The 20,331-nt window shown below is 73.4% G+C and carries 17 protein-coding genes and 1 pseudogene; 12 read left to right on the top strand and 6 right to left on the bottom strand.

Annotated elements, in window-relative coordinates:
- Positions 1–514 precede the first annotated feature (514 nt).
- Both ACIQGZ_RS17725 and ACIQGZ_RS17720 read left to right on the top strand, forming a co-directional pair.
- The gene (locus ACIQGZ_RS17725; protein ID WP_402602777.1) at positions 515–826 is read left to right on the top strand and encodes a hypothetical protein; all 312 of its coding nucleotides are present in this window, start codon (positions 515–517) and stop codon (positions 824–826) included.
- A 500-nt stretch (positions 827–1,326) separates the two neighbouring features.
- A pseudogene (locus ACIQGZ_RS17720) lies at positions 1,327–1,524 on the top strand (PIG-L deacetylase family protein); the annotation flags it as partial.
- 1,323 nt (positions 1,525–2,847) lie between these two features.
- On the opposite strand, the gene ACIQGZ_RS17715 reads toward ACIQGZ_RS17720, so the two are convergent.
- From ACIQGZ_RS17715 to ACIQGZ_RS17705, 3 genes are all read right to left on the bottom strand, one after another.
- On the bottom strand, positions 2,848–4,143 hold the full coding sequence (locus ACIQGZ_RS17715; RefSeq protein WP_402602775.1) for an RICIN domain-containing protein: 1,296 nt from the start codon (positions 4,141–4,143) through the stop codon (positions 2,848–2,850).
- A gap of 137 nt (positions 4,144–4,280) precedes the next feature.
- Positions 4,281–5,228, bottom strand: coding sequence for an ROK family protein (locus ACIQGZ_RS17710; RefSeq protein WP_402602774.1), 948 nt, complete (start codon positions 5,226–5,228; stop codon positions 4,281–4,283).
- 51 nt (positions 5,229–5,279) lie between these two features.
- On the bottom strand, positions 5,280–6,050 hold the full coding sequence (locus ACIQGZ_RS17705; protein WP_402602772.1) for a GntR family transcriptional regulator: 771 nt from the start codon (positions 6,048–6,050) through the stop codon (positions 5,280–5,282).
- 261 nt (positions 6,051–6,311) lie between these two features.
- On the opposite strand from ACIQGZ_RS17705, the gene ACIQGZ_RS17700 reads away from it, so the two are divergent.
- The 10 genes from ACIQGZ_RS17700 (at position 6,312) to iolD (ending at position 17,243) form a co-directional block, all read left to right on the top strand.
- Positions 6,312–7,466, top strand: a complete 1,155-nt coding sequence (locus ACIQGZ_RS17700) for a Gfo/Idh/MocA family protein (RefSeq protein WP_402602770.1) — start codon at positions 6,312–6,314, stop codon at positions 7,464–7,466.
- Positions 7,463–8,434 carry a TIM barrel protein gene (locus tag ACIQGZ_RS17695; RefSeq protein WP_402602769.1) on the top strand — a complete coding sequence of 324 codons (972 nt, stop codon included), beginning with the start codon at positions 7,463–7,465 and terminating at the stop codon, positions 8,432–8,434. Before ACIQGZ_RS17700 ends, ACIQGZ_RS17695 begins: the two co-directional genes overlap by 4 nt.
- A gap of 112 nt (positions 8,435–8,546) precedes the next feature.
- Positions 8,547–9,941 carry an ABC transporter substrate-binding protein gene (locus ACIQGZ_RS17690; RefSeq protein ID WP_402602767.1) on the top strand — a complete coding sequence of 465 codons (1,395 nt, stop codon included), beginning with the start codon at positions 8,547–8,549 and terminating at the stop codon, positions 9,939–9,941.
- Positions 9,938–10,915, top strand: a complete 978-nt coding sequence (locus ACIQGZ_RS17685; RefSeq protein WP_402602765.1) for a carbohydrate ABC transporter permease — start codon at positions 9,938–9,940, stop codon at positions 10,913–10,915. The genes ACIQGZ_RS17690 and ACIQGZ_RS17685 overlap by 4 nt, the downstream gene beginning before the upstream one ends.
- A 3-nt stretch (positions 10,916–10,918) precedes the next feature.
- On the top strand, positions 10,919–11,749 hold the full coding sequence (locus ACIQGZ_RS17680) for a carbohydrate ABC transporter permease (protein ID WP_402602764.1): 831 nt from the start codon (positions 10,919–10,921) through the stop codon (positions 11,747–11,749).
- 5 nt (positions 11,750–11,754) lie between these two features.
- Positions 11,755–12,564: a 6-phosphogluconolactonase gene (locus ACIQGZ_RS17675; RefSeq protein WP_402602762.1), complete on the top strand. Its 810-nt coding sequence runs from the start codon at positions 11,755–11,757 to the stop codon at positions 12,562–12,564.
- Positions 12,561–13,538 (top strand): 5-dehydro-2-deoxygluconokinase, encoded by a 978-nt coding sequence (gene iolC, locus ACIQGZ_RS17670; RefSeq protein WP_402602761.1) that lies wholly within the window; start codon positions 12,561–12,563, stop codon positions 13,536–13,538. The genes ACIQGZ_RS17675 and iolC overlap by 4 nt, the downstream gene beginning before the upstream one ends.
- Positions 13,535–14,446 carry a deoxyribose-phosphate aldolase gene (locus tag ACIQGZ_RS17665; protein ID WP_402602760.1) on the top strand — a complete coding sequence of 304 codons (912 nt, stop codon included), beginning with the start codon at positions 13,535–13,537 and terminating at the stop codon, positions 14,444–14,446. The genes iolC and ACIQGZ_RS17665 overlap by 4 nt, the downstream gene beginning before the upstream one ends.
- Positions 14,446–15,345 (top strand): 5-deoxy-glucuronate isomerase, encoded by a 900-nt coding sequence (iolB, locus tag ACIQGZ_RS17660; protein ID WP_402602759.1) that lies wholly within the window; start codon positions 14,446–14,448, stop codon positions 15,343–15,345. Before ACIQGZ_RS17665 ends, iolB begins: the two co-directional genes overlap by 1 nt.
- Positions 15,342–17,243: a 3D-(3,5/4)-trihydroxycyclohexane-1,2-dione acylhydrolase (decyclizing) gene (iolD, locus tag ACIQGZ_RS17655; RefSeq protein ID WP_402602757.1), complete on the top strand. Its 1,902-nt coding sequence runs from the start codon at positions 15,342–15,344 to the stop codon at positions 17,241–17,243. Before iolB ends, iolD begins: the two co-directional genes overlap by 4 nt.
- Positions 17,244–17,315: 72 nt before the next feature.
- Here the strand turns inward: iolD and ACIQGZ_RS17650 are convergent, their stop codons facing one another.
- The 3 genes from ACIQGZ_RS17650 to ACIQGZ_RS17640 form a co-directional block, all read right to left on the bottom strand.
- The gene (locus ACIQGZ_RS17650) at positions 17,316–17,678 is read right to left on the bottom strand and encodes a DoxX family protein (protein WP_402602756.1); all 363 of its coding nucleotides are present in this window, start codon (positions 17,676–17,678) and stop codon (positions 17,316–17,318) included.
- Between the two features lie 47 nt (positions 17,679–17,725).
- Positions 17,726–18,319, bottom strand: a complete 594-nt coding sequence (locus ACIQGZ_RS17645; protein ID WP_402602754.1) for a TetR/AcrR family transcriptional regulator — start codon at positions 18,317–18,319, stop codon at positions 17,726–17,728.
- Positions 18,320–18,404: 85 nt separating this feature from the next.
- Complete coding sequence (locus ACIQGZ_RS17640) at positions 18,405–19,949, bottom strand: DUF2079 domain-containing protein (RefSeq protein ID WP_402602752.1); 1,545 nt, start codon at positions 19,947–19,949, stop codon at positions 18,405–18,407.
- Positions 19,950–20,331 lie beyond the last annotated feature (382 nt).

Here is a 20,331-nt window from a genome sequence, read left to right as displayed (position 1 = left end):
CGGGTGGGGCGGGCCTGGCCGTGCGGCAGGACCACCGCCAGCAGCCCCAGCCCATCCACGCGGTCCGCAGGGTGTCCACCGCCCTGGTGGCCGACCAGCCCGTGACCCGCCGGCGCCTCCGCTGCCACCACGTCCCGGGCGGCCGCGGCGACCACGTCCGCGATCCGGGGCGGCGCCAGCGCCGCCAACGCGGAAAGCGACTCGCACGACGTCGTGGGAGCTGTGTCGTCCCGTGGTACCCGTCCCCGGTGTACTACAGCCTGTCCTCCGACCCGACGTTGGCCGGCCACGTGGCACGGGCCCAGGCGTCCGGTCTGCCGGGTCGCACGTTCGAGGCCCCGCTGACACGGACGACGAACCAGAGCATCATCGACTCGAACCGGGGTCAAGCGTGCGGGGACGCACCGAGCATCGATGGGCCCAGCTGTGAGGAGTACCCGCTCGCTTCCCACCTACCAGGGGCTGCGCGCCGGCGGCACTTCGAAGCGACCAGTCCGACGAAGGAGAGCCCGCGATGGCGAGCGAATGGATTCGTGGCCGTGTAGTCGATCACTCCTTCGGTGTCCTGGACGCAGGGATCATGCCGGCTGGAGCGGCCGACTACTCGACCGGCCTGGTTCTGGACATGGCTGTCGGCGCGCGGATCTATAAGGGGATCGACACCGGGCCGGTCAGGGTGAGAGCGGTGGCTGCCGCCAGTCGCCCAGCAGAAGGTCACGACGAAGCCGGCAACTGGCCGGAGGTCGCGGAGGCAAGCGCGCAGGCTCCCCAGGGACTGCGCGCCGAGCACCACGCGCCCCTCTCATCGGCAGGAGAAGCCTGGTGAGCGCCGACACACCACCCGCCGCCACGGCCGAACCGCAGGACACCGCCGGGCGACCGCCGGTCCACGCGGCAACGCCCACCGACTCCGAGGGCATCATCCGGATGCGCTCCGAGCACGTCCTCTCCACGCCCTTGAGCGAGGAGTGGACCCGGCGGTGCACGGACGAGCTGATGCCCCGGCTGACGCCGGCGGGAGACGCGCGGGCCTCCGTCATCGACGCCCCGGACGGCATGATGGCCGCCTGCGCCCTCGGCCTGACCCGTCCCGTGCTCCCGGCACCGGCCTATCCCCGGGGCCTGGCGGCCCGCGTGCACGTGGGCGGCGCCCTGTCCCAGCGGTACGTGCGCACCGAACTCGGAGTGGAAGGCCCTGATGCCGCCCCGCGACTTCGCGCACCTGAGCGCGGTGGCAGAGGCCCGCCGCACCGGCGAGGCCGCGTACTTCGGCACCTGTTCGCTCCCTGCTGCCGCCGATCCCGACACCCCGTTCGGAGACCTCCGATGAGCCTGGGTGCCAATGCTGCCGAACAACAAGAGGACAACGGCGTGTTGCCGAGCCTTCTCGCCATCGTCGCGCACCCGGACGACGAAGCGCTCGTGTGCGGGGGCGTCCTCGCCCAGCACGCCGAATCGGGCGCCCGAACCGCTGTCGTCACCGCCACCTGGGCGTCGGACAGCGCACGCGCCGGTGAGCTCGCGGCATCGGGCCGTGCGCGCGCCTCCGTCTGACGGCCCCCGTCACAGAGATCGGGCCGGCCGGGGTGGATCCGGCCACCGGCCGCACTTTCGCCCGACTGCTCGCCACCCCCGACCAAGCGGCCGCGCTCCTGGGCTGGGGCGAGAGCGGTTATCAGCAGGCCGACCTCGCCGCGCGCTGGGCGCACGAACGATGGGGCATCCCCTACGCGGCGCCTGTCCCGATCAGCGAACTCCGCGCGGCCGGCTCGTGAGCGCGTTGTCCCCCCGAGCCGAGGACCGCCCCGCTCGTCGCAGCGATCGAGCATCGCGCGCGGGTTCAGCGGCACCCGCGCCCGCCAGAACCGCTACCGACAGGAGGGGAACTGTGTATTCCACCCGTGCCATCGCTCACCCATAGCCGTCCGCCGTCTGAGCGGGATCCGGCTCGTCGCGTCCCGACCCTGCTCGGTCGCCGCGTCGGGAGCGGGAGCGGGAGGGCAGCATGACGCTGCTGCGGATCACCTCCTACACCACGCTCTTCGGCGGCTGGGAAGAAGACGGTCTCGGTAGCGAGGCCCACTGGACGGCGGCTGCGCGGTTCCTCATGTCCCTCGCCGATGACCTGTACGCGCTCCGGGAATGCAACTTCTGGCAGCTGCTCGGCCAACGGCGACTGCACCAGGCCCGCAGCCAACTCGGCATGATGTCGGGGTACTTGGCCAGGGCGAACACCACCACTGCCGACCACCAGTTCCACACCGCCCTGCTGGCCAATCCCCGCTGGGGTAGGGAGGACGCTGTCGTGATTGGCCTCGCGGGACTTGCTCGAAGCCATGGGCGCTGCAGATCTTCTCGCGTTCTGTGCGGGTCACCGCACCGCGACCGAGGACCAGGCGCTGGGCGGCCAGTCACTTCCCGGCATCCTCGTAGGTGCGGGCAGCCAGGCAAGTTCGACCGCGTCGTAGTAGCCGTCGACGGCGCCGTGCATCTCCGCAGTGGTGGCCGGAAGCGGGCGCGGCGGGGCGCGCGCACCGTCAGCAGCGCCAACCCCCCGGGTCGTGAGCCCCTCATCATTCTCCCGCCCCTGCTGTCGCCGTGGTCCCCATCGCATCGGAGTGGACGATCGTGCCCGGCCACTCCGGTGCGACGAATCCGCAGGGCCTGGCAGGCGCCGCACCGGCCGCTTCCCCGGGCGACGACGGACCGGATGGCGGTGACGCCGAGGCCGAGGGGAAGCTCTGAGGCACGGCCGCCGGGCTCGCTGTCACAAGGCTTGGGAACGTCGCCTCAGGTGTCTGCGGCAGGCCGAGAGTGTCGGCCTGCCGCAGGCACCGAGGGGTGGGGTCAGCTCACGGGATGGAGGTAGAAGGCCTCGTTGTCGGCCGGGAAGGGCAGCGGTCCGTACTGCTGTGCGTACTGGATGACGGGGGTGCCGTCGGCGGTGCCGTTGCCTGCGACATTCAGCAGGTAGGAGGTCGCCTCGTCAGTGATGGTCGTGAGGTTCGGGAAGAGCGGGAGGGGGTGTTCCAGGATGAAGTTCTGGGTGTCGGTGGTGTTGCCGTTCCGGTGGCAGGCCCAGATGTTCATCCGGGAGCCTTCCTTGCTGGCGGTGCCGTTGTCGACGTCCAGGCACTTGCCGCTGTTCACGCTGACGATGCGGTCGGACCTGTTGCGGTAGCCGTCGGGGCGCAGCGTCCACAGCTGGTTGGTGCCGCCGTCGGGGTGGTAGAGGATGATGTGCGTTCCGTTGGCCTTCCGTGCCTGGTAGACGTCCAGGACGCTGCCGTTGCCTCCGTTGTCCCCGAGGGTGAACCGGGCCGGGCCGGCTCCGGCGCGCAGCGAGGAGAAGGTGATGGGCCAGTGGTCGCTGCCCCGGGGGTTGCCCCTGGCGGCCTGCCAGTTCTGGGTCAGTACGTTGGAGACGGCGTAGTCGAGGCGGCCGCCGCTGAGCTGGGTGGGTCCGCCGCTCTCGTAGATGTGCGAGTTCGCCGGGATGCCGGTGCTGCCGCCGACGGGCAGGGAGCGGGGGGCGCGGTTGAAGTCGCCCAGCACCACCCAGTTGGCCAGGCCCAGCGCCCTGGTCCTGCTGCTGACCCGGCGCACGAGGGAGGCGGCGTCCGTGCCGCCCTGGGCGCTGGCGTGGATGGAGGCGAACAGGGTGTTGTCCGCACTGCGGACGACGCCGAGGGCGGACCGGTGGACGCCGGGGATCTCCTCGACCCGGTCCGGCCGGAAGGAGGTGATCATGGCCGGGTTCACGCCCCGGGCCGGATGGGCGCCCTGGTGGAGGATGTACAGGTACCGCTCGCCCCGGGTGCGGGTGGCGGGAATCCGGTAGGCGCGGATGTTGCGCCCGATGCGGCCGAGCGATACGGCCCCGGCGGGCGGTGTGACGGACGCCTCTTGCAGGGCCACGACGCTTGCGCGGTCGGACAGGTCCAGCGCGTACGTCCACCGGCCGGCCAGCCGCTGCATGTTCCAGGTCGCCATGCGGTTCGTGTCCGGCGGCGCAGCGGACGCGCTTCCGCCGGACGCCAGCAGGAAGGTGGCGCACAGGGCGCCCACCACCAGTGCGATCAGCCCCCGCCGGCCACCGACGCGCCGTACGGCTCGTTCTGTGCTCTCATCTGGATGCTGCATACCCGCCAATGTCCTGCTCCTCGGCCGCAACAGCAGCGGTATGCACCGCAGTTGACCCGGACGAGTGCACGGCCCCCGTTCAAACAGCTCGATCGGGGGACGACGGACACCTTGCACACCGCAACGGCCTGACCCCGTCACCAGGAGGCGGTGAGGGTGGCGGCGCCGATGAGGGGGGCTCGGGGGCCGAGGGTCGGGGGGTGGATGGGCGGGGGGTTGGGGCGGCTGCGGGTGGTGTGGGTGTAGGCGGTGTGCAGGGCGGTGTGGAGTGGTCCGGAGGTGGTGCCGAGGCCGCCGCCGAGGACGATCGCGGTGGGGTCGAGGAGCCGGACCAGGTGGGCGAGGACGGTGCCGAGGGCCTGGCCGGCGGTGGTCAGGATGTGTGCGGCGGTGTGGTCTCCGCTGTGGGCGAGGTGGCTGACCTCGCGTGCGCCGGGGGTGGGGGTGCCGGTGGCGGTGGTGTGCCGCTGGGCGATGCCGCGGCCGGAGCAGTACTGCTCAAGGGTGCCGTGCCAGTGGGGGTCGACGGAGGCGGGCACTTCGAGTTCGCCGAGTGCTATCGCTTCGCCGCGCCGTCCGGTGAGGGGCCGGCCGTTGATGACGAGGGTGGAGGACAGTCCGGTGCCGAGGGAGATGTAGAGGAAGTCGGGCAGGTGCCGGCCGGCGCCGTGCCGTGCTTCGCCGAGGGCGCCGCAGCGGACGTCGGAGTCGACGGCGACCGGTAGGCCGGGCGGGGTGTGGGCGGTGAGCAGGGCGGCGGGCTGGGTGTCCCAGTCGAGGACTTCCCGGCTGGTGAGACGGCCGTCGGCGTCGACGTACTCGGGGAAGCCGGCGCCGAGGCCGGTGACGGTCAGGCCGAGTCGGGCGGCGTCGGCGAGGATGGTCCGGGCGGCTTCGGCGGTGCCGGCCAGGCCGGGGTCGCGCAGGTCGCCGGTCGTGCGGGGGGTGGGCAGTTCGCGGTGGTGCAGCAGGGTGCCGTCCGGGGCGACGAGGCCGGCGGCGATCTTGGTGCCGCCGATGTCCAGGGCGGCGACGGCCCGGTCGGCGGGGGGCCGGGGGCGCGCGGGGGGTTGGCTGGTGTTCACGGGGCGCGTGTTCTCCGGAGGTGCGGGGCGGGTGCGGGTGCGGGCGGGGGGTCAGTCGGAGTTGCGGTGCAGGGTCGCCTCAAGGCGGTAGGCGTCACCGCGGTAGACGGCCCGGCCGAGGAGTACCGGGGTGTCGTTCTGGTCGTAGGTGACCTCTTCGCCGACCAGTACCGGTGTGCCCAGCGGTACGCGCAGCAGTTCCGCCTCCTCCTGCTGGGCGCCGTCGGCCCGCACCGTGTACGTGCTGTGCATGACGCGCACTCCGGCCCGCTGCTCCAGCTCCGCGAAGAGTGAGCGGTCCGTCAGGTCGACGTCCTCCAGGGCCCGGGTGCGTGACCGCACCAGCACGGTGGTGTCCACGCACACCGGTACGTCGTCCAGACCGCGCACCCGGACGATCTCCAGGACTTCGGTGGCGGGTGCGATCCGCAGCCGGGCCGACTCCTCGTAGCCGGCCGGGCGGACGTGGCGGCGCAGGAGGCGGGCGGTGGCGGTCAGGCCCCGCTCGCGGGCGATGTCGGTGAAGCTCCTCAGCACACTGGGCGGTTCGCTGACCATGTCGGTGGCGACGAACCAGCCGCGCTGCGGGGAGGAGTGCACCCGTCCCTCGGCCTCCAGGAGGGCGAGGGCCTGGCGCAGGCTGCTGCGGCTCACCCCGACCCGCTCGGCAAGGGCGCGTTCGCCGGGCAACTGGCTGCCGGGGGCCCACGCCCGGCGGTCCAGGAGCTGCCCGAGCGCACGGCAGGCGATCTGGACGGCGGGCCCGGCCGTCGCGGTGGGGGCGGGGAGGGCCGGCGAGGCCGGTGCGTCATGCGTGGTCACGGCTCAGGACCGTACCAGAGCAACCAGTTTCCGGACCAGATAAAAATCTGGTCTAACCACTGGACTGACTGGCCTGACGTAGGACATGATCCCGGCATACCCAAAGCGGAAGGCAATCTTCCGTCTGAGGTGTGCGCCCGCCTTCCGGCAGCCACCCACCCCTGAACCACCCACCCCTGAGCCACCCACTCCCGTGCCACCCCACATCCGGGACTGCGACCGCGCCGACGCCGCGCGCCGCACCCGAGCCGAGGAGCCTCGATGCCGCCACGTCCACCGGTCCGTCTCGCCGTCATCGGCGCCGGGACGATCTCCCAGTCGGTCCACCTGCCTGCCGTCCAGCGCCTCCACACGCTGTTCGAACCAGCCGTCGTGTGCGACCTGTCGCCCTCCCGCGCGGCGCAGGTCGCCGCCCGCGCCGGCGTGGGCGTACGGGCCACGCACCGCTACGAGGACGTGCTGGCCGACGACTCGGTCGACGCGGTGCTGCTGGCCACCCCCGGCACCCACGCCCAGGCCGCCCGCGCCGCACTGGAGGCGGGCAAGCACGTCCTGGCCGAGAAGCCGCTCTGCCTGACCGTGGCCGAGGCCGCGGAGCTCGGCGCGCTCGCCGAGGCCGAGGGTCTGGTCCTCCAGGTCGGCTACATGAAGATGTACGACCCGCTGACCGAGGTGGCCGCCGCCGAGCTCGCCGCGCTGGACACCCCCCGCACGGTACGGGTCACCGTGCTGCACCCCGCGGACGAGCCGCAGGTGGAGCATCTGCGGATGGCCCCGCCGGCCGATGACGCGGACACCTCCGTGATCGCCGAGGCGATCTCCTACGAGGCCGCGCGGACCGTGGACGCCCTCGGCGACGTCCCGGCCGAACTCGGCCGCTACTACCGGGACGTGCTCAACGGCTCGGTGATCCACGAGCTGTCCGTACTGCGTGCGCTCGGCTTCACGCTGCCCACCGCCTTCGACACCGCCCAGCTGTGGCCGTGGCCGGTCCAGGGAGAGCCGCCGTGCCTGCTGGCCACCGCGCCGCTGGGCGACGGCGCCCGGCTGGTCCTGAACTGGAACTGGCTGCCGGACCACCCCGAGTACGGCGAGGAGATCGCCGTACTCGCCCGCGACGGCCGGCTCCGGCTGGACCTGGCCGCCCCCTACCTGGCGGACGCCCGCTCCACCCTGCGCGTGGAGCGCGCCGAGGGCGCGCTGCGCCGGGACACCACCGCGCGGCACGGCTATGACACCGGGTTCGTCCGCCAGTTGGAGGAGTTCGCCAAGGCGGTGCACGGCCAGGCCCCGGTCCGCTCCGGCGCCGCAGGTGCCGCCGAGGACGTGCGCTGCCTCCAGGCGCTGGTCGCCGCGCTCGCCGCACAGGCGGGCATCGCGGTCGGCGGCGAGGCCGCGAAGGAGGCCACCGCATGACCGGCCCCGCCGCGCCCCCCGCCGCCGGCCTGCCCGACGGCATCCTGATCGGCAACGCACCGGTGAGCTACGGCGTGTACGGCGACGCCGCCGGCGGCCCCGGGGCCGCCCCGGGCGCCCTGCTGGCGTCCATGGCCGAGGCCGGCTACCAGGGCAGCGAACTCGGCCCGCCCGGCTTCTTCGGTACCCCCGAGCAGACCGCCGCGCTCTTCACCGAGCACCGGCTGGCCGCGGTGGGCGCCTACATCCCCGTGCACTACGCCCTCGGCGACGACGTCGTGGAGCACGATCTGGCCCGCATGGAGCTGACCTGCCGTGAACTGGCGGCCTGCGCCGAGGCCGCAGGGGTCGGCGCCGACCAGGCACCGCTGGCCATCCTGGCCGACGAGGGCAGCGAGACGCTGCTGCACCACCCCGCCAGGCCCTGGGACGACCGCTCCCTCGCCCTGGACGAGGCCGGCTGGGAGCGCCTGGCCCGGCTGTCCGAGCGCGCCGTCGCGATGGCCCGCTCATACGGGCTGCGCCCCTCCTTCCACCCGCACATCAGCACCTTCATCGAGTCGCCGTGGGAGGTCGAGCGGCTGCTCGCCCTCACCGAGGTCGGCCTCACCCTCGACATCGCGCACATCCAGCTGGCCGGCGGCGACCCCGTGCAGTGCCTGCGGGCCTGGCGCGAACGGATCAACCACGTGCACGTCAAGGACGTACGCACCGCCGTGCTCGCCGACGCCAAGGCGACCGGACGCACGGACTTCGACGAATGGTGGGCGCAGGTGTGCGTGCCGTTCGGCGACGGCGATGTCGACATCGACGCCTTCCTGGCCGACCTGCTGCGCGGCGGCTACCGGGGCTGGCTGCTGGTCGAGCAGGACCGGGCGCCCACCCCCGCCGCCGATTACCCGCAGGTCGCCGCCGAGCAGGCGGCCAACCGGGCCTGGCTCGCCGCCAAGGTGGCCGCCCACTCCTGAATCACCCCCGGTGGCCCGGGGCACCCGCCCGCCGCGCGGCGACGCCGGCGGCCGGCCGCACGCCCCGGGGCACCTTCCCGGTCCGCCCATGCGGACCCGAAGTGGAGCAAGGATGAAGAATCTGCGTTGGGCCGGGGCCGCGGGGGTGGCCCTGGCCGGACTGCTGGCCTCCGGCTGCGGAGTCCCCGGCGGCGGCGGAGCCGCCGTCTCCGCCGGGATCACCGGCCCCAGGATCACCCGGCCCGTGACCGTCCAGGACGTCGCCGCGCTCGGTCCCACCACCCTGCGGGTGCTCGCCGACTCCGGAGAGGACGCCACCCTCAAGGCGCTCGTGCCGATGTACGAGAAGAAGTACCCCAACGTCAAGGTCGACGTGGTCACCAAGGGCTTCGACGACCTGATGAAGACCGTCGTCAACTCGATGTCCGGCAGCGACGCGCCCGACCTGGTGCAGGGCAACCAGGGCTACGGGACCGACGGCCCGCTGGTCAAGGCGGGCCTGATCCGCCCGCTGGACGACGTGATGCGCGCCTACGGCTGGGAGAACACGTTCACCGACGGGGCCCTCAAGCAGTACCGCTGGACCCCCGACGGCGCGATCTTCGGCTCCGGCAGCCTGTACGGCATCTCGCCCGCCACCGAGTACGTCGGGGTGTTCTACAACACCGACAAGCTCGCCGCGCTGGGTCTCAAGCCGCCGACCGGCTACGCCGAGTTCACCGCCGACCTGGCCCGCGCCAAGGCCGCCGGCCAGCAGCCGATCATGATGGGCAACGCCGAGAAGTACCCGGCCAGCCAGATCATCGGCCTGGTCCAGGCCCAGAACGTGCCCAGCCGCGACGTACGCTCCTGGATCAGCGGCGTGCCCGGCGCCACCATCTCCGACGACGGCACCAAGGCCGCCGCCCGCACCGTGCAGGACTGGGCGAAGCAGGGCTGGTTCGGCAAGGGCTACGACGGCATCAGCTCCGACGACGCGGTCGCCAAGTTCAGCCACGGCCAGGGCGTCTTCCTGGTCGCCGGGTCATGGAACGCCCCGGCGCTCCAGCAGAGCATGAACGGCCGGGTCGGCTTCACCCTGCCCACCCGGCCCGACGGCACCCGCGCCACGGTCGGCTCGCTCGGCCTGGGCTGGCACATCAACTCCAGGACCAAGGAACTGCCCGCGGCGACCGCCTTCCTCGGCATGCTGATGAGCGACGGCTTCGCCCAGACCATCGCGGACGTCGGCCGCACCCCGGTCACCGGCCAGGGCGGCGTCAAGGCCGCCAGCCCGGTCGTCGACCAGGTCAACCGGATCGGCCTCAGACTGCTCGCCGACGACGGCCAGAACTTCTACCTCGACTGGGCGTCCACCACGATGCTCGACACCGTCGGCGCCAAGACCCAGGACCTGCTCGCCGGCCGCCTCTCCCCCGGCGGGTTCACCGACGGCCTGCAGAGCGACTGGCAGGCGTTCCAGAACCAGCAGCGCGAGGACGCGGCGGCCGCCGGAGGCACCCCGTGACCGCGCCCTCGGCCCCCGAGCGGGCCGCCACCAGACCCCAGGCCCCCGACCGGGCCCCCGCCACCGGCACGCCGCCGCGCCAGAACCGGCGCTCCATCCGGAGCTGGGCCGCCCGCCAGTACTGGCCCGCCTTCTGGTACCTGCTGCCCGCCGCCGTGTTCTATGTGCTGTTCGTCCTGCGGCCGCTGGGCCAGACCGCCTGGATCTCGCTGTTCCGCTGGGACGGCATCACCGAGGGCCGCTGGGTGGGCCTGGGCAACTACCGCGCGCTGCTGTCCGACACCCGCATCCCCGCGGCGATCGGCCACTCGCTGGAGTTCGTGGTCTTCTACGCGCTGCTGCCGGTCGCGCTCGGACTGCTCCTTGCCGCCCTGATGTCCCGCATCCGGGTCCACGGCCTGAGCTTCTTCCGCGCGGTGCTCTTCCTGCCGCAGATCCTGGCCACCGTCGTGGTCGCCGTCTCCTGGCGGTGGATCTACGACATCGAAGGCCCGCTCAACGCCGTGCTGCGCGCCGTCGGCCTCGGCTCGCTGGCCCGCGCCTGGCTCGGTGACTACCACACCGCCCTGCCGTCGGTCGGCCTGGTCGGCACCTGGGTGATGTACGGGCTGTGCATGGTGCTCTTCCTGGCCGGCACCCAGAAGATCCCCACCGAGCGCTACGAGTCCGCCCGGATCGACGGCTGCGGCCCGATCCGGGAGTTCTTCGCCGTCACCCTGCCCGCGCTGCGCGGCGAGATCTCCATCGCCCTGGTCCTGACCATCACCTACGCCCTGCGCAACTTCGACCTGGTGTGGAACACGACCACCGGCGGCCCCGGCACCTCCACCACGGTGCCCAGCGTCTTCGTCTACCAGGGCGCGTTCCTCACCCACGAGGTGGGCGGCGCCGCCGCGATCAGCGTCTGCCTGACCGCCGTCGTGCTCGTGGTGACCGCAGTGGTCATGCGCCTGGTCCGTGGAAAGGAGGGCTGACGGATGCTCGCCAGCCGCCGCCAGACCGTCATCGGACACGCCATCCTGGCCGTCGCCGCCGTCGTCGCCCTGTACCCCTTCCTCTCCGTGGTGCTGCTGGCCCTCAGCAAGCCAGGCACCCGGCAGAGCGGCCTGACCCTCCCCACCTCGATCAGCTTCGACAACTTCTCCCAGGCATGGACCCGGGGGCTGTTCTCCCAGGCCCTGCTCTCCAGCCTGATCGTGGCCGCCGCCGTGGTGGTCGGCACCATCGTGCTGGCCGTCCTCGCCGGCTACGCCTTCGCGGCCCTCCCCTTCCCGCTGAAGGGCCTGCTGCTCGGCCTGCTGCTGCTCGGCCTGGTCATGCCCTACGAGGCGACCGTGATCCCGCTCTACTACCAGCTGCGGGCCTGGCACCTGACCAACACCTACGGCGCGCTGATCCTGCCGCAGATCGGCCTCTCCCTCCCCTTCGCCATCTTCTGGATGCGCACCTTCTTCGTCTCCACACCCCCCGCGCTGCGCGAGGCCGCCGCCGTGGACGGAGCCTCCAAGCTGCGCACCCTGCGCTCGGTCCTGCTGCCCATGGCCATGCCGGCCATCGGCACCCTCGCCACCCTGCTCTTCCTCTTCGCCTGGAACGAGTTCCTGCTCGCCCTGGTCCTGGTCCCCGACGACCGCAGCGTGCAGACCGCACCGCTGGCCCTGTCGTTCTTCGCCGGCGACCGGCGCAACAGCAACCCGGGCGTCACCGCGGCCGCCGCCGTCCTCGTCGCCCTGCCCGTACTCATCAGCTACATCGCCCTCCAGCGCCGCATGATCAGCGGCATGCTGGCCGGCGCCGTAAAGGAGTGACCCCCATGTCGGCCCCCCTTCCCCCGCGCGTCTTCGACAGCCCCGCCCACCTGGGCGCCGAGCTGGCCGGTGAGATCGCGGACGGGATCGCCGAGGCGGCAGCCGCCGGCCGGAGCTACGTCCTGGGCTGCCCAGGCGGCCGCAGCCCCAAGCCCGTCTACGACGCGCTCGCCGCGCTGACCGCCGAGCGGCGGCTGGACCTGCGGCACGTCGTGATCGCCATGATGGACGAGTACGTGCTGCCCGCACCCGGCGGCGGCTTCCAGGACATCGACCACGGCGCGCACAACAGCTGCCACCGCTTCGCCGCCGAGGAGATCGTCGCCCCCCTCAACGCCGCCGCCGGCCCCTCGCGGGGCATCCCCGCCGACGCGGTGTGGTTCCCCGACCCCGCCGACCCGCCGGCCTACGAGCAGCGCCTGGCCGACTCCGGCGGCGTCGACCTGTTCATCCTGGCCTGCGGCGCCTCCGACGGGCACATCGCCTTCAACCCGCCCGGCACCGCCCCCGACAGCACCAGCCGCATCGTCGAACTCGCGGAGAGCACCCGCGTCGACAACATGGGCACCTTCCCCGGCTTCGCCTCGCTGGAGGAGGTGCCACGGCACGGCGTCACCGTCGGCGTGCACACCATCGTGGCCCGCTCCCGGCGCGCGGTGATGGTCGTCCACGGCGCCCACAAGCGCGAGGCGGTCCGCCGCCTGACCGCCGCCCACGGCTACGACCCCGCCTGGCCGGCCACCCTGGTCACCCGGTGCGCCGACGCCGGCCTGTACGTCGACCGGGCCGCAGCGGCCGGCGAGGCCGCCGCATGAGGTACGACCTGATCACCCTCGGACGGGTCGGGGTCGACCTGTACCCGCAGCAGAGCGGCGTCGGCCTGGCCGAGGTCCGCACCTTCGCCAAGTACCTCGGCGGCAGCGCCACCAATGTGGCCGTCGCCGCCGCCCGCCACGGCCTGCGCAGCGCGGTGGTCACCGGCGTCGGCGACGACCCGCTGGGCGGCTTCGTCCGCGACGCGCTGCGCGGCTTCGGCGTGGACGACCGGCACGTGGTCACCATCCCCGGCACGCAGACCCCCGTCGTGCTGTGCGAACTCTTCCCACCGGACGACTTCCCGCTCTACTTCTACCGGCCCGACGCCCCCGACCTGCGGCTGCTGCCCGAGCACCTGGACCTGCCGGCCCTGCGCACCGCACGCGTCGTCTGGGCCACCGGCAGCGGCCTGTGCACCGAGCCCTCGCGCGGCACCACGCTGCGCGCCCTGGCCGAACGCGACCCGGGCACCGACACCGTGCTCGACCTGGACTGGCGGCCGATGTTCTGGGAGCGGCCCGGCGACGCGCCGGAGCAGTACGCGCGGGCACTGGAGCACGCCACCGTCGCGGTGGGCAACCGGGACGAGGTCGAGGTCGCGGTGGGCACCCGCGACCCGGACCGGGCAGCGGACCTGCTGCTCGCCCGGGGCGTGCGGCTGGCCGTCGTCAAGCAGGGGCCGCACGGGGTCCTCGCCCGCACCGCGACCGAGGAGGTACGGCTGCCGCCCAACCCCGTCGAGGTGGTCAACGGGCTCGGCGCGGGCGACGCGTTCGGCGGCGCCCTGGTCGCCGGGCTGCTGGCCGGGCTGCCGCTCACCGACACCCTGGCCGCGGCCAACGCCGCCGGCGCGATCGTCGCCGCCCGCCACGCCTGCGCCGACGCGATGCCCACCCCCCAAGAGATCGCCGAGCTGACCGGCCGCCCGTCCGTGGGCGCCGCCGGCGGCACCATGACCGGAGGACGCAGTTGAACACCCCCGCCACCCCCGCCGCCCCTGCCTGCCGCGACCTCGGCGCCGTCACCCGCACCCGCCTGACCGACCCCGACGCCATCCGCCGCGCCGCCCAGGACCGGCCAAGGTTCGACAAGGCGGGCCTGGCCCGGCCGCTGTTCATCCTCGCCGCCGACCACCCCGCCCGGGGCGCGGTCGCCGCCGGCGGCAACCCCACCGCGATGGGCGACCGCCACGACCTGCTCGCCCGCTGCGTCGAAGCGCTCTCCCGGCCCGGCGTCGACGGCTTCCTCGGCACCCCCGACCTGGTCGAGGATCTGACGCTGCTCGGCGCGTTGGACGGCAAACTGGTCCTGGGCTCGATGAACCGGGGCGGCTTCCCCGGTGCCACCTTCGAACTCGACGACCGCTTCACCGGCTACGACGCCCGAGGCATCGCCGAAGCGGGACTGGACGGCGGCAAGATGCTGCTGCGCGTCGACCCCGCCGACCCGGGGACCGCCGACACCCTCACCGCCACCACCCGCGCCGTCAACGAACTGGCCGAACGCCGGCTGCTCGCCCTGATCGAGCCCTTCAAGTCGGTGCGCGCCGACGGCCGGGTCCGCAACATCCTCGAACCCGACGCCCAGATCTGGGTCAACAACATCGCCGCCGCGCTCGGCCGCACCTCCGCCTACACCTGGCTGAAGGTCCCCGTCGTCCCCGAGATGGAGCGCATGATGGCCTCCACCACCATGCCCACCCTGCTGCTGGGCGGCGAGGGCGGCGGCGACACCGACGCGATGTACGCCTCCTGGGAGCGGGCGCTGCGCATCGAGCACGTCCGCGGTCTGATCATCGGCCGCACCATGCTCTTCCCGTCCGACGGCGACGTGGCCGGCGCCGTGGACACCGCCGTCTCCCTGCTCGGCCGGGGGGCCTGATGGCGCGCCGCCTGCACCTGCCCGACGGCACCGCCGCCGCCGACGGCTTCCGGCTGCGGATCACCCCCGAGGACGCGGGCTGGACCTACAGCCAACTGCGCGTCCTCGACCTCGCCCCGGGCGCCTCGCGGACCCTGGACACCGGCGACTTCGAGACCATCGTGCTGCCGCTGTCCGGCGGCTGCCGCGTCGAGGTCGACGGCACCGCCTTCGACCTCCGGGGCCGCCCGGACGTCTTCAGCCGCGTCACCGACTTCGCCTACGCCCCGCGCGGCGCACGCCTCACCGTCACCTCAGCGGGCGGCGGGCGGTTCGCGCTGCCCGCCGCCCGCTGCGAACGCCGCCTGGCGCCCGCCTACGGGCCCGCCGAGTCCGTACCGGTCGAGATCCGGGGCGCCGGACCCGCCACCCGGCAGGTCAACAACTTCGCCTCACCCGAGGGCTTCCCCTGCGACCGCCTGGTGGCCGTCGAGGTGCTCACCCCCGGCGGCAACTGGTCCTCCTACCCGCCGCACAAGCACGACGAGCAGCGCACCGGAGAAGCCGTCCTGGAGGAGGTCTACTACTTCGAGATCGGCGGCCCCGGCCCGCACGGCTTCGGCTACCAGCGGGTGTACGAGCACGGCGCGGCCCCGGTCGACGCCCCGGTCGGCGCCCCGGTCGACGTACTGGCCGAGGTCCGGCAGGGCGACGCGGTGCTGGTCCCGCGCGGCTACCACGGCCCCTCGATGGCCGCCCCCGGACACCCCATGTACTACCTCAACGTCCTGGCCGGGCCGGACCCGCAGCGCACCATGGCGTGCTGCGACGACCCGGACCACCACTGGGTGCGCGCCTCCTGGGACGGCCGGGCCCCCGACCCGCGACTGCCGATGTGCGACGCAGGAGGCCCACGATGACCGCGACCCCGGCGCCCCGGCCGACGCGCCGCCTGACCACCGCCCAGGCGCTGGTGGCCTTCCTCGCCCAGCAGCACACCGAACGGGACGGCACCGAGCAGCGCCTGATCGAGGGCTGCTTCGGCATCTTCGGCCACGGCAACATCGCCGGCCTCGGACAGGCGCTGCTGGAGCGCCCGGACGACCTGACCTACTACCAGGCCCGCAACGAGCAGGCCATGGTGCACGCGGCCGTGGGCTACGCCCGCACCCGGCGCAGGCTCTCCACCCTCGCCTGCACCGCCTCGGTGGGGCCCGGTGCCACCAACATGGTCACCGGCGCCGCCCTGGCCACCGTCAACCGGCTGCCGGTACTGCTGCTGCCCGGCGACACCTTCGCCTCCCGCGCGGCCTCCCCGCTGCTCCAGGAGCTCGAACAGCCGTACGCGGCCGACATCACCGTCAACGACGCCTTCCGGCCCGTCTCCCGCTACTTCGACCGGATCTGGCGGCCCGAACAGCTGCTCTCCTCCGCCGTGCGGGCCATGCGGGTCCTCACCGACCCCGCCGAGACCGGGGCCGTCACCCTGTGCCTGCCGCAGGACGTGCAGGCGGAGGCCTGGGACTTCCCCGAGGAGTTCTTCGCCCGCCGGGTCTGGCACATCCGCCGCCCCGTACCGGACGAGGCGTCCCTGACCGCCGCCGTCCGGCTGCTGCGCGGCGCACGGCGTCCGCTGATCGTGGCCGGCGGCGGCGTGATCCACTCCGACGCCACCGACGCGCTCGCGGACTTCGCCCGCACCACCGGCATCCCCGTGGCGGTCACCCAGGCCGGCAAGGCCGCGCTGCCGCACGGCCACCCCGCCGCCGTCGGCGCGATCGGCCACACCGGCAGCACCGCGGCCAACGCCCTCGCCCGCCAGGCCGATGTCGTCATCGGCATCGGCACCCGCTGGCAGGACTTCACCACCGCCTCACGCACCCTGTTCACCGACCCCGACGTGGCATTCGTCAACCTCAACATCGCCGCGTTCGACGCCGCCAAGCACGCCGGGTCGGCCCTGGTCGCGGACGCCCGAGCGGGTATCCAGGCGCTCGCCGCCCAGCTGCCCGGCTGGTCGGCGGAGCCCGCCTGGCGCGAGCGGGCCGAGACCCTGGTACGCCGCTGGGACGCCGCCGCCGACGCCGCCTTCACCCGGGGCCACCAGCCGCTGCCCAGCCAGAGCGAGATCATCGGCGCGCTGCGCCAGGCCATGGGCGAACGCGACGTGGTGCTGTGCGCGGCCGGATCGATCCCCGGCGACCTGCACAAGCTGTGGCGCCCCAGCGACCCGCTGGCCTACCACGTCGAGTACGGGTTCTCCTGCATGGGCTACGAGATCGCCGGCGGACTGGGCGTGAAGATGGCCGCGCCCGACCGCCAGGTCGTGGTGCTGGTCGGTGACGGCTCGTACCTGATGATGGCCCAGGAGATCGCCACCGCCGTCGCCGAACACCTCAAGCTCGTGGTGGTGCTCGTGCAGAACCACGGCTACGCCTCGATCGGCGCCCTGTCGGAGTCGGTCGGCGCCGACCGGTTCGGCACCCAGTACCGCTACCGCGATCCGGCGTCCGGGCACCTGGACGGCGGCATGCTGCCGGTCGACCTGGCGGCCAACGCCGCCAGCCTGGGCGCGGATGTCCTCCGGGCCCGGGGCCTCGACGGGTTCCGCGACGCGATCGGCGCGGCGCTCGCCGCCGAACGCACCACCGTCGTCCATGTGGAGACCGACCCCCGGATCGGCTCGCCGGACTCGGACGCCTGGTGGGAGGTACCGGTCGCCGCGGTCTCGGCGCTGCCCACCACCACCCGGGCCCGCGCCGAGTACGAGCAGCACAAGGCCGCTCAGCGCCCTCTGCTCGCTCCGCCCCCGGCCTGACCACCGGCCTGCCCGGCCCGCCTCCTCGCGGGCCGGGCGGGCCGGCGGCCCGTGCCGCGCTTCGGCGGGCGCTCAGAACCTGCCGATGGCCACGAAGAGGGCGAGGAGCAGGAGGACCAGGTTGACGCCGAAAACCTGCTTGTACTCCCGCAGGCTCCAGTGCGCGATGGCCGCGCCGATCATGACCGCGATGAGGCCGACGGCGGCCAGCGGGGTGAGGACCGGGACTATGCCGGTCAGCCGGGGGGCGATGAGCCCGAGCGCGGCGGCGATCTCCAGTGCCGCGACCGTCCGGATCACCGGCAGGGGAAAGGGGGCGACGCCGGTCTGGCCCGACGCGATCAACTTGGCTTTCGTCTGTGTCGACTTCATGATCCCCGAGGCCAGGAAGACGGCGGCCAGCAGGCCCTGCGTGATCCACAATGCGATGTTCATCGTGCCACTCCGATTGTCTGTGTCGTGATCAGCTGTGCGGGGACCGCTCAGGAGCCGGGCCGCTGGAGGAGCCCTTCGGCGAGATCCACGAAGGCGGCCACCATGCGGTCCTCGTCGAGGCCGCTGGGATGGGTGCCGAACACGTCCCGCAGCAGCCAGAAGTGCGAGATGGCCCCCACGAGCACCACGGCGAGCGCGTCCCAGTCCCGCTCCCCGGGGCCGGCCTGCATCCGCAGCCACTGCGCCACCCCGGCGTGGATGCGGCGCATCTCGCCCTCGCGGACCTCGGCCAGCAGCGCCGGGAAGGCGGCCAGGTCGCGCACCACGATCCGGTTGAGGTCGCGCTCCCCATCCAGGCGGCGCAGTCCGGCGCGGGCCAGCGCCGCCAGCCGCTCGCGCAGGGGCAGCGCGGCTGCGGCCTGCGGGTCACCGAGGAGTGCGAGCAGTCCGGCGTTCCCGGCGACCTTTGCGCGCACGCCCTCGGCCAGCAGCTCCTCTTTCGAGCGGAAGTGCCGGTAGAGCGCTCCGGACCCCGGTGAGAGCCCGGCTGCCCGTTCGATCTCGGCGATCGTGGTCTTGGTGTAGCCCTGCTCGCCGAAGAGTCGCATGGCCTCCTCCACGACGCGGGTACGGCTGTCCATGCTCACCCCATAAGTAAGTACTTACTTATGATCATAGTGGAGACGGCCGGGCACGCAAGAGCGGGGACACGCTCAGTGGGAGGCGTCAGCCCGACGGCAACGCAGCACGCGCGTCACCAGCCGGGAGCCGGGGGGCGCCGAAGCCGTCGCGCACGGCGGGCGCGTTCAGCAGGACGACCCCGTCCGCCTGGACGACCGTCCGATAGCCCGCCGCGCGGTAGGCGGCGAGTACCCGCACCGGGCTCCCGCACAGCGGGAAGCCGTCCGAGTCGGTGCGGTCCGCGACCACCCAGTCGGGTCGCCGGTCCGGCAGCGCCACCGGCGACCAGGGCCCCGGCGGAGTGGCCCCGCAGGCTATCCCGACGACGGACCGGCCGGTGAGCTGGGCGGAGAGGCGATTGGTGGCGGCGACCCGGGCTCCGTCCGGGATGCGGCCCAGCACCGCCCGAGCGCTCCGGACATGGGCCGGGGTGCGCCAGCTCGACGGTGTCACCAGCTCATGGAGCGGGTAGAGCGCCGCGGTCACCGCCGTGAACGCGGCGCAGGCCGTCAAGGCGACCCGCGCCCGGCCGGGCGAGCAGACCCGGGGGCGGCGGCCCAGTACGTCCACCAGGCCGCCGAGGACGACCGGCATCAGCAAGGCGCTGTAGTGGTAGTGCAGGCTCCAGTGGTGCGGGTTGTCGGAGAGCAGCCGCCAGGCCAGCGTCGGCACGCACAGCAGGAGCAGGGACGAACGCAGCCCCAGCAGAGCGGTCGGCGCGGCCACCATCAGCAGCAGCAGCCACTTGGACGGCGGCCACAGCACCCGCAGCAACTGCGCCGGGCCGCCGCCTCCGCCGCCGTCCGACATCTGACGCCAGTAGTCGAAGGTGCCATGCGGATTCACCGCAGGCAGCAGTACCGCCATCTCCAGCGCGGTGCCCGCCAGCCCCGCCGCCACCAGGACCCAGCCCCACCGTCGCGGCCCCCGCCATACGATCAGGGCGCCGACCGCCGCCACGGTCAGCCCCAGGTCCTCCTTGACCAGCAGCAGCGGAAGCGTCCAGCAGGCCGCCGCCCGCCACCGGCCGTTCCCCAGCGCCTCCACGGCGAAGGCGAGCAGCGGTACGGCGAAGCACACCTCGTGGAAGTCGAACGAGACCGCCGAGACCATCCCCCAGGAGGCCCCCACTCCGCAGCCGACCACCAGCCCGGCGCCCGGCCCGACCGCCCGGTGCGCCCATCGGGTGAGCGGCAGGCAGGCGGCTGCCATCAGCGCGGCCTGCGCCACCAGCAGCGTCACCGGTGACGGAAAGGCCCGGTAGAGCGGCGCCAGCACGACGAGCACCGGATGGAAGTGGTCGCCGAGCAGATTGAAGCCCGGCCCCTTCAGCTCCACCACCGGGGCGTGGCCGTGGGCGTAGGCGCGTACCGCCTCCTCGAATATCCCGAGGTCGTAGCCGGCGGTGGCCATCCGGCGGTGCCTCAGCACCGAGACTGCGGCGTACAGGGCGAAGAAGACGGCCGTCACCACCCAGGCGGCGACCGTCGGACGGGTGCGCAGCCAACGTCGCATGGGCGCCCGCGCCCGGGTGGACGGCTGCTGCGGAAGGGCGCTGAGCCATGGGCGCTGGTCGACGCTGGAAGTCACTGGCCAAGTTGACTAGTGGACGTGCGTTCCCGTCAAACGACGCCGTCAGACCGGGGAGGGCCCGGGGCGGGCGCCGTAGCGGAGTCCGTCGACGAGCAGGGCGATCATGCGCTGGGTGTAGCCGTGGTCGTCCGGCGCGACGATGTCGCTCATGGCGCGCAGCAGGCCGCGCTGCGCCGGCGGCTGCCCGACGAGCGCTCCGCCGCCTGACCGCTCGCGGCGGCCCCCGGTGCTGCGGGGCGCGGGGCCGGAGGCGGTGCCCACGCCGGACCGGCCGGCTCCGCAGTGGTCGGCTCCCGGCGGATGGCTGATGTCGGGGGGGCCACCAGGGTTACCGGCCGCCGGGCGGCGTGACCCGCCTGCGGCCGGGCCGTTGGGCAGG

Source organism: Streptomyces sp. NPDC092296 (genome assembly GCF_044755465.1).
Lineage (GTDB): Bacteria > Actinomycetota > Actinomycetes > Streptomycetales > Streptomycetaceae > Peterkaempfera.
Note: the sequence above shows the minus strand (reverse complement) of the source record. Positions and strands in the feature narration are given on the sequence as shown.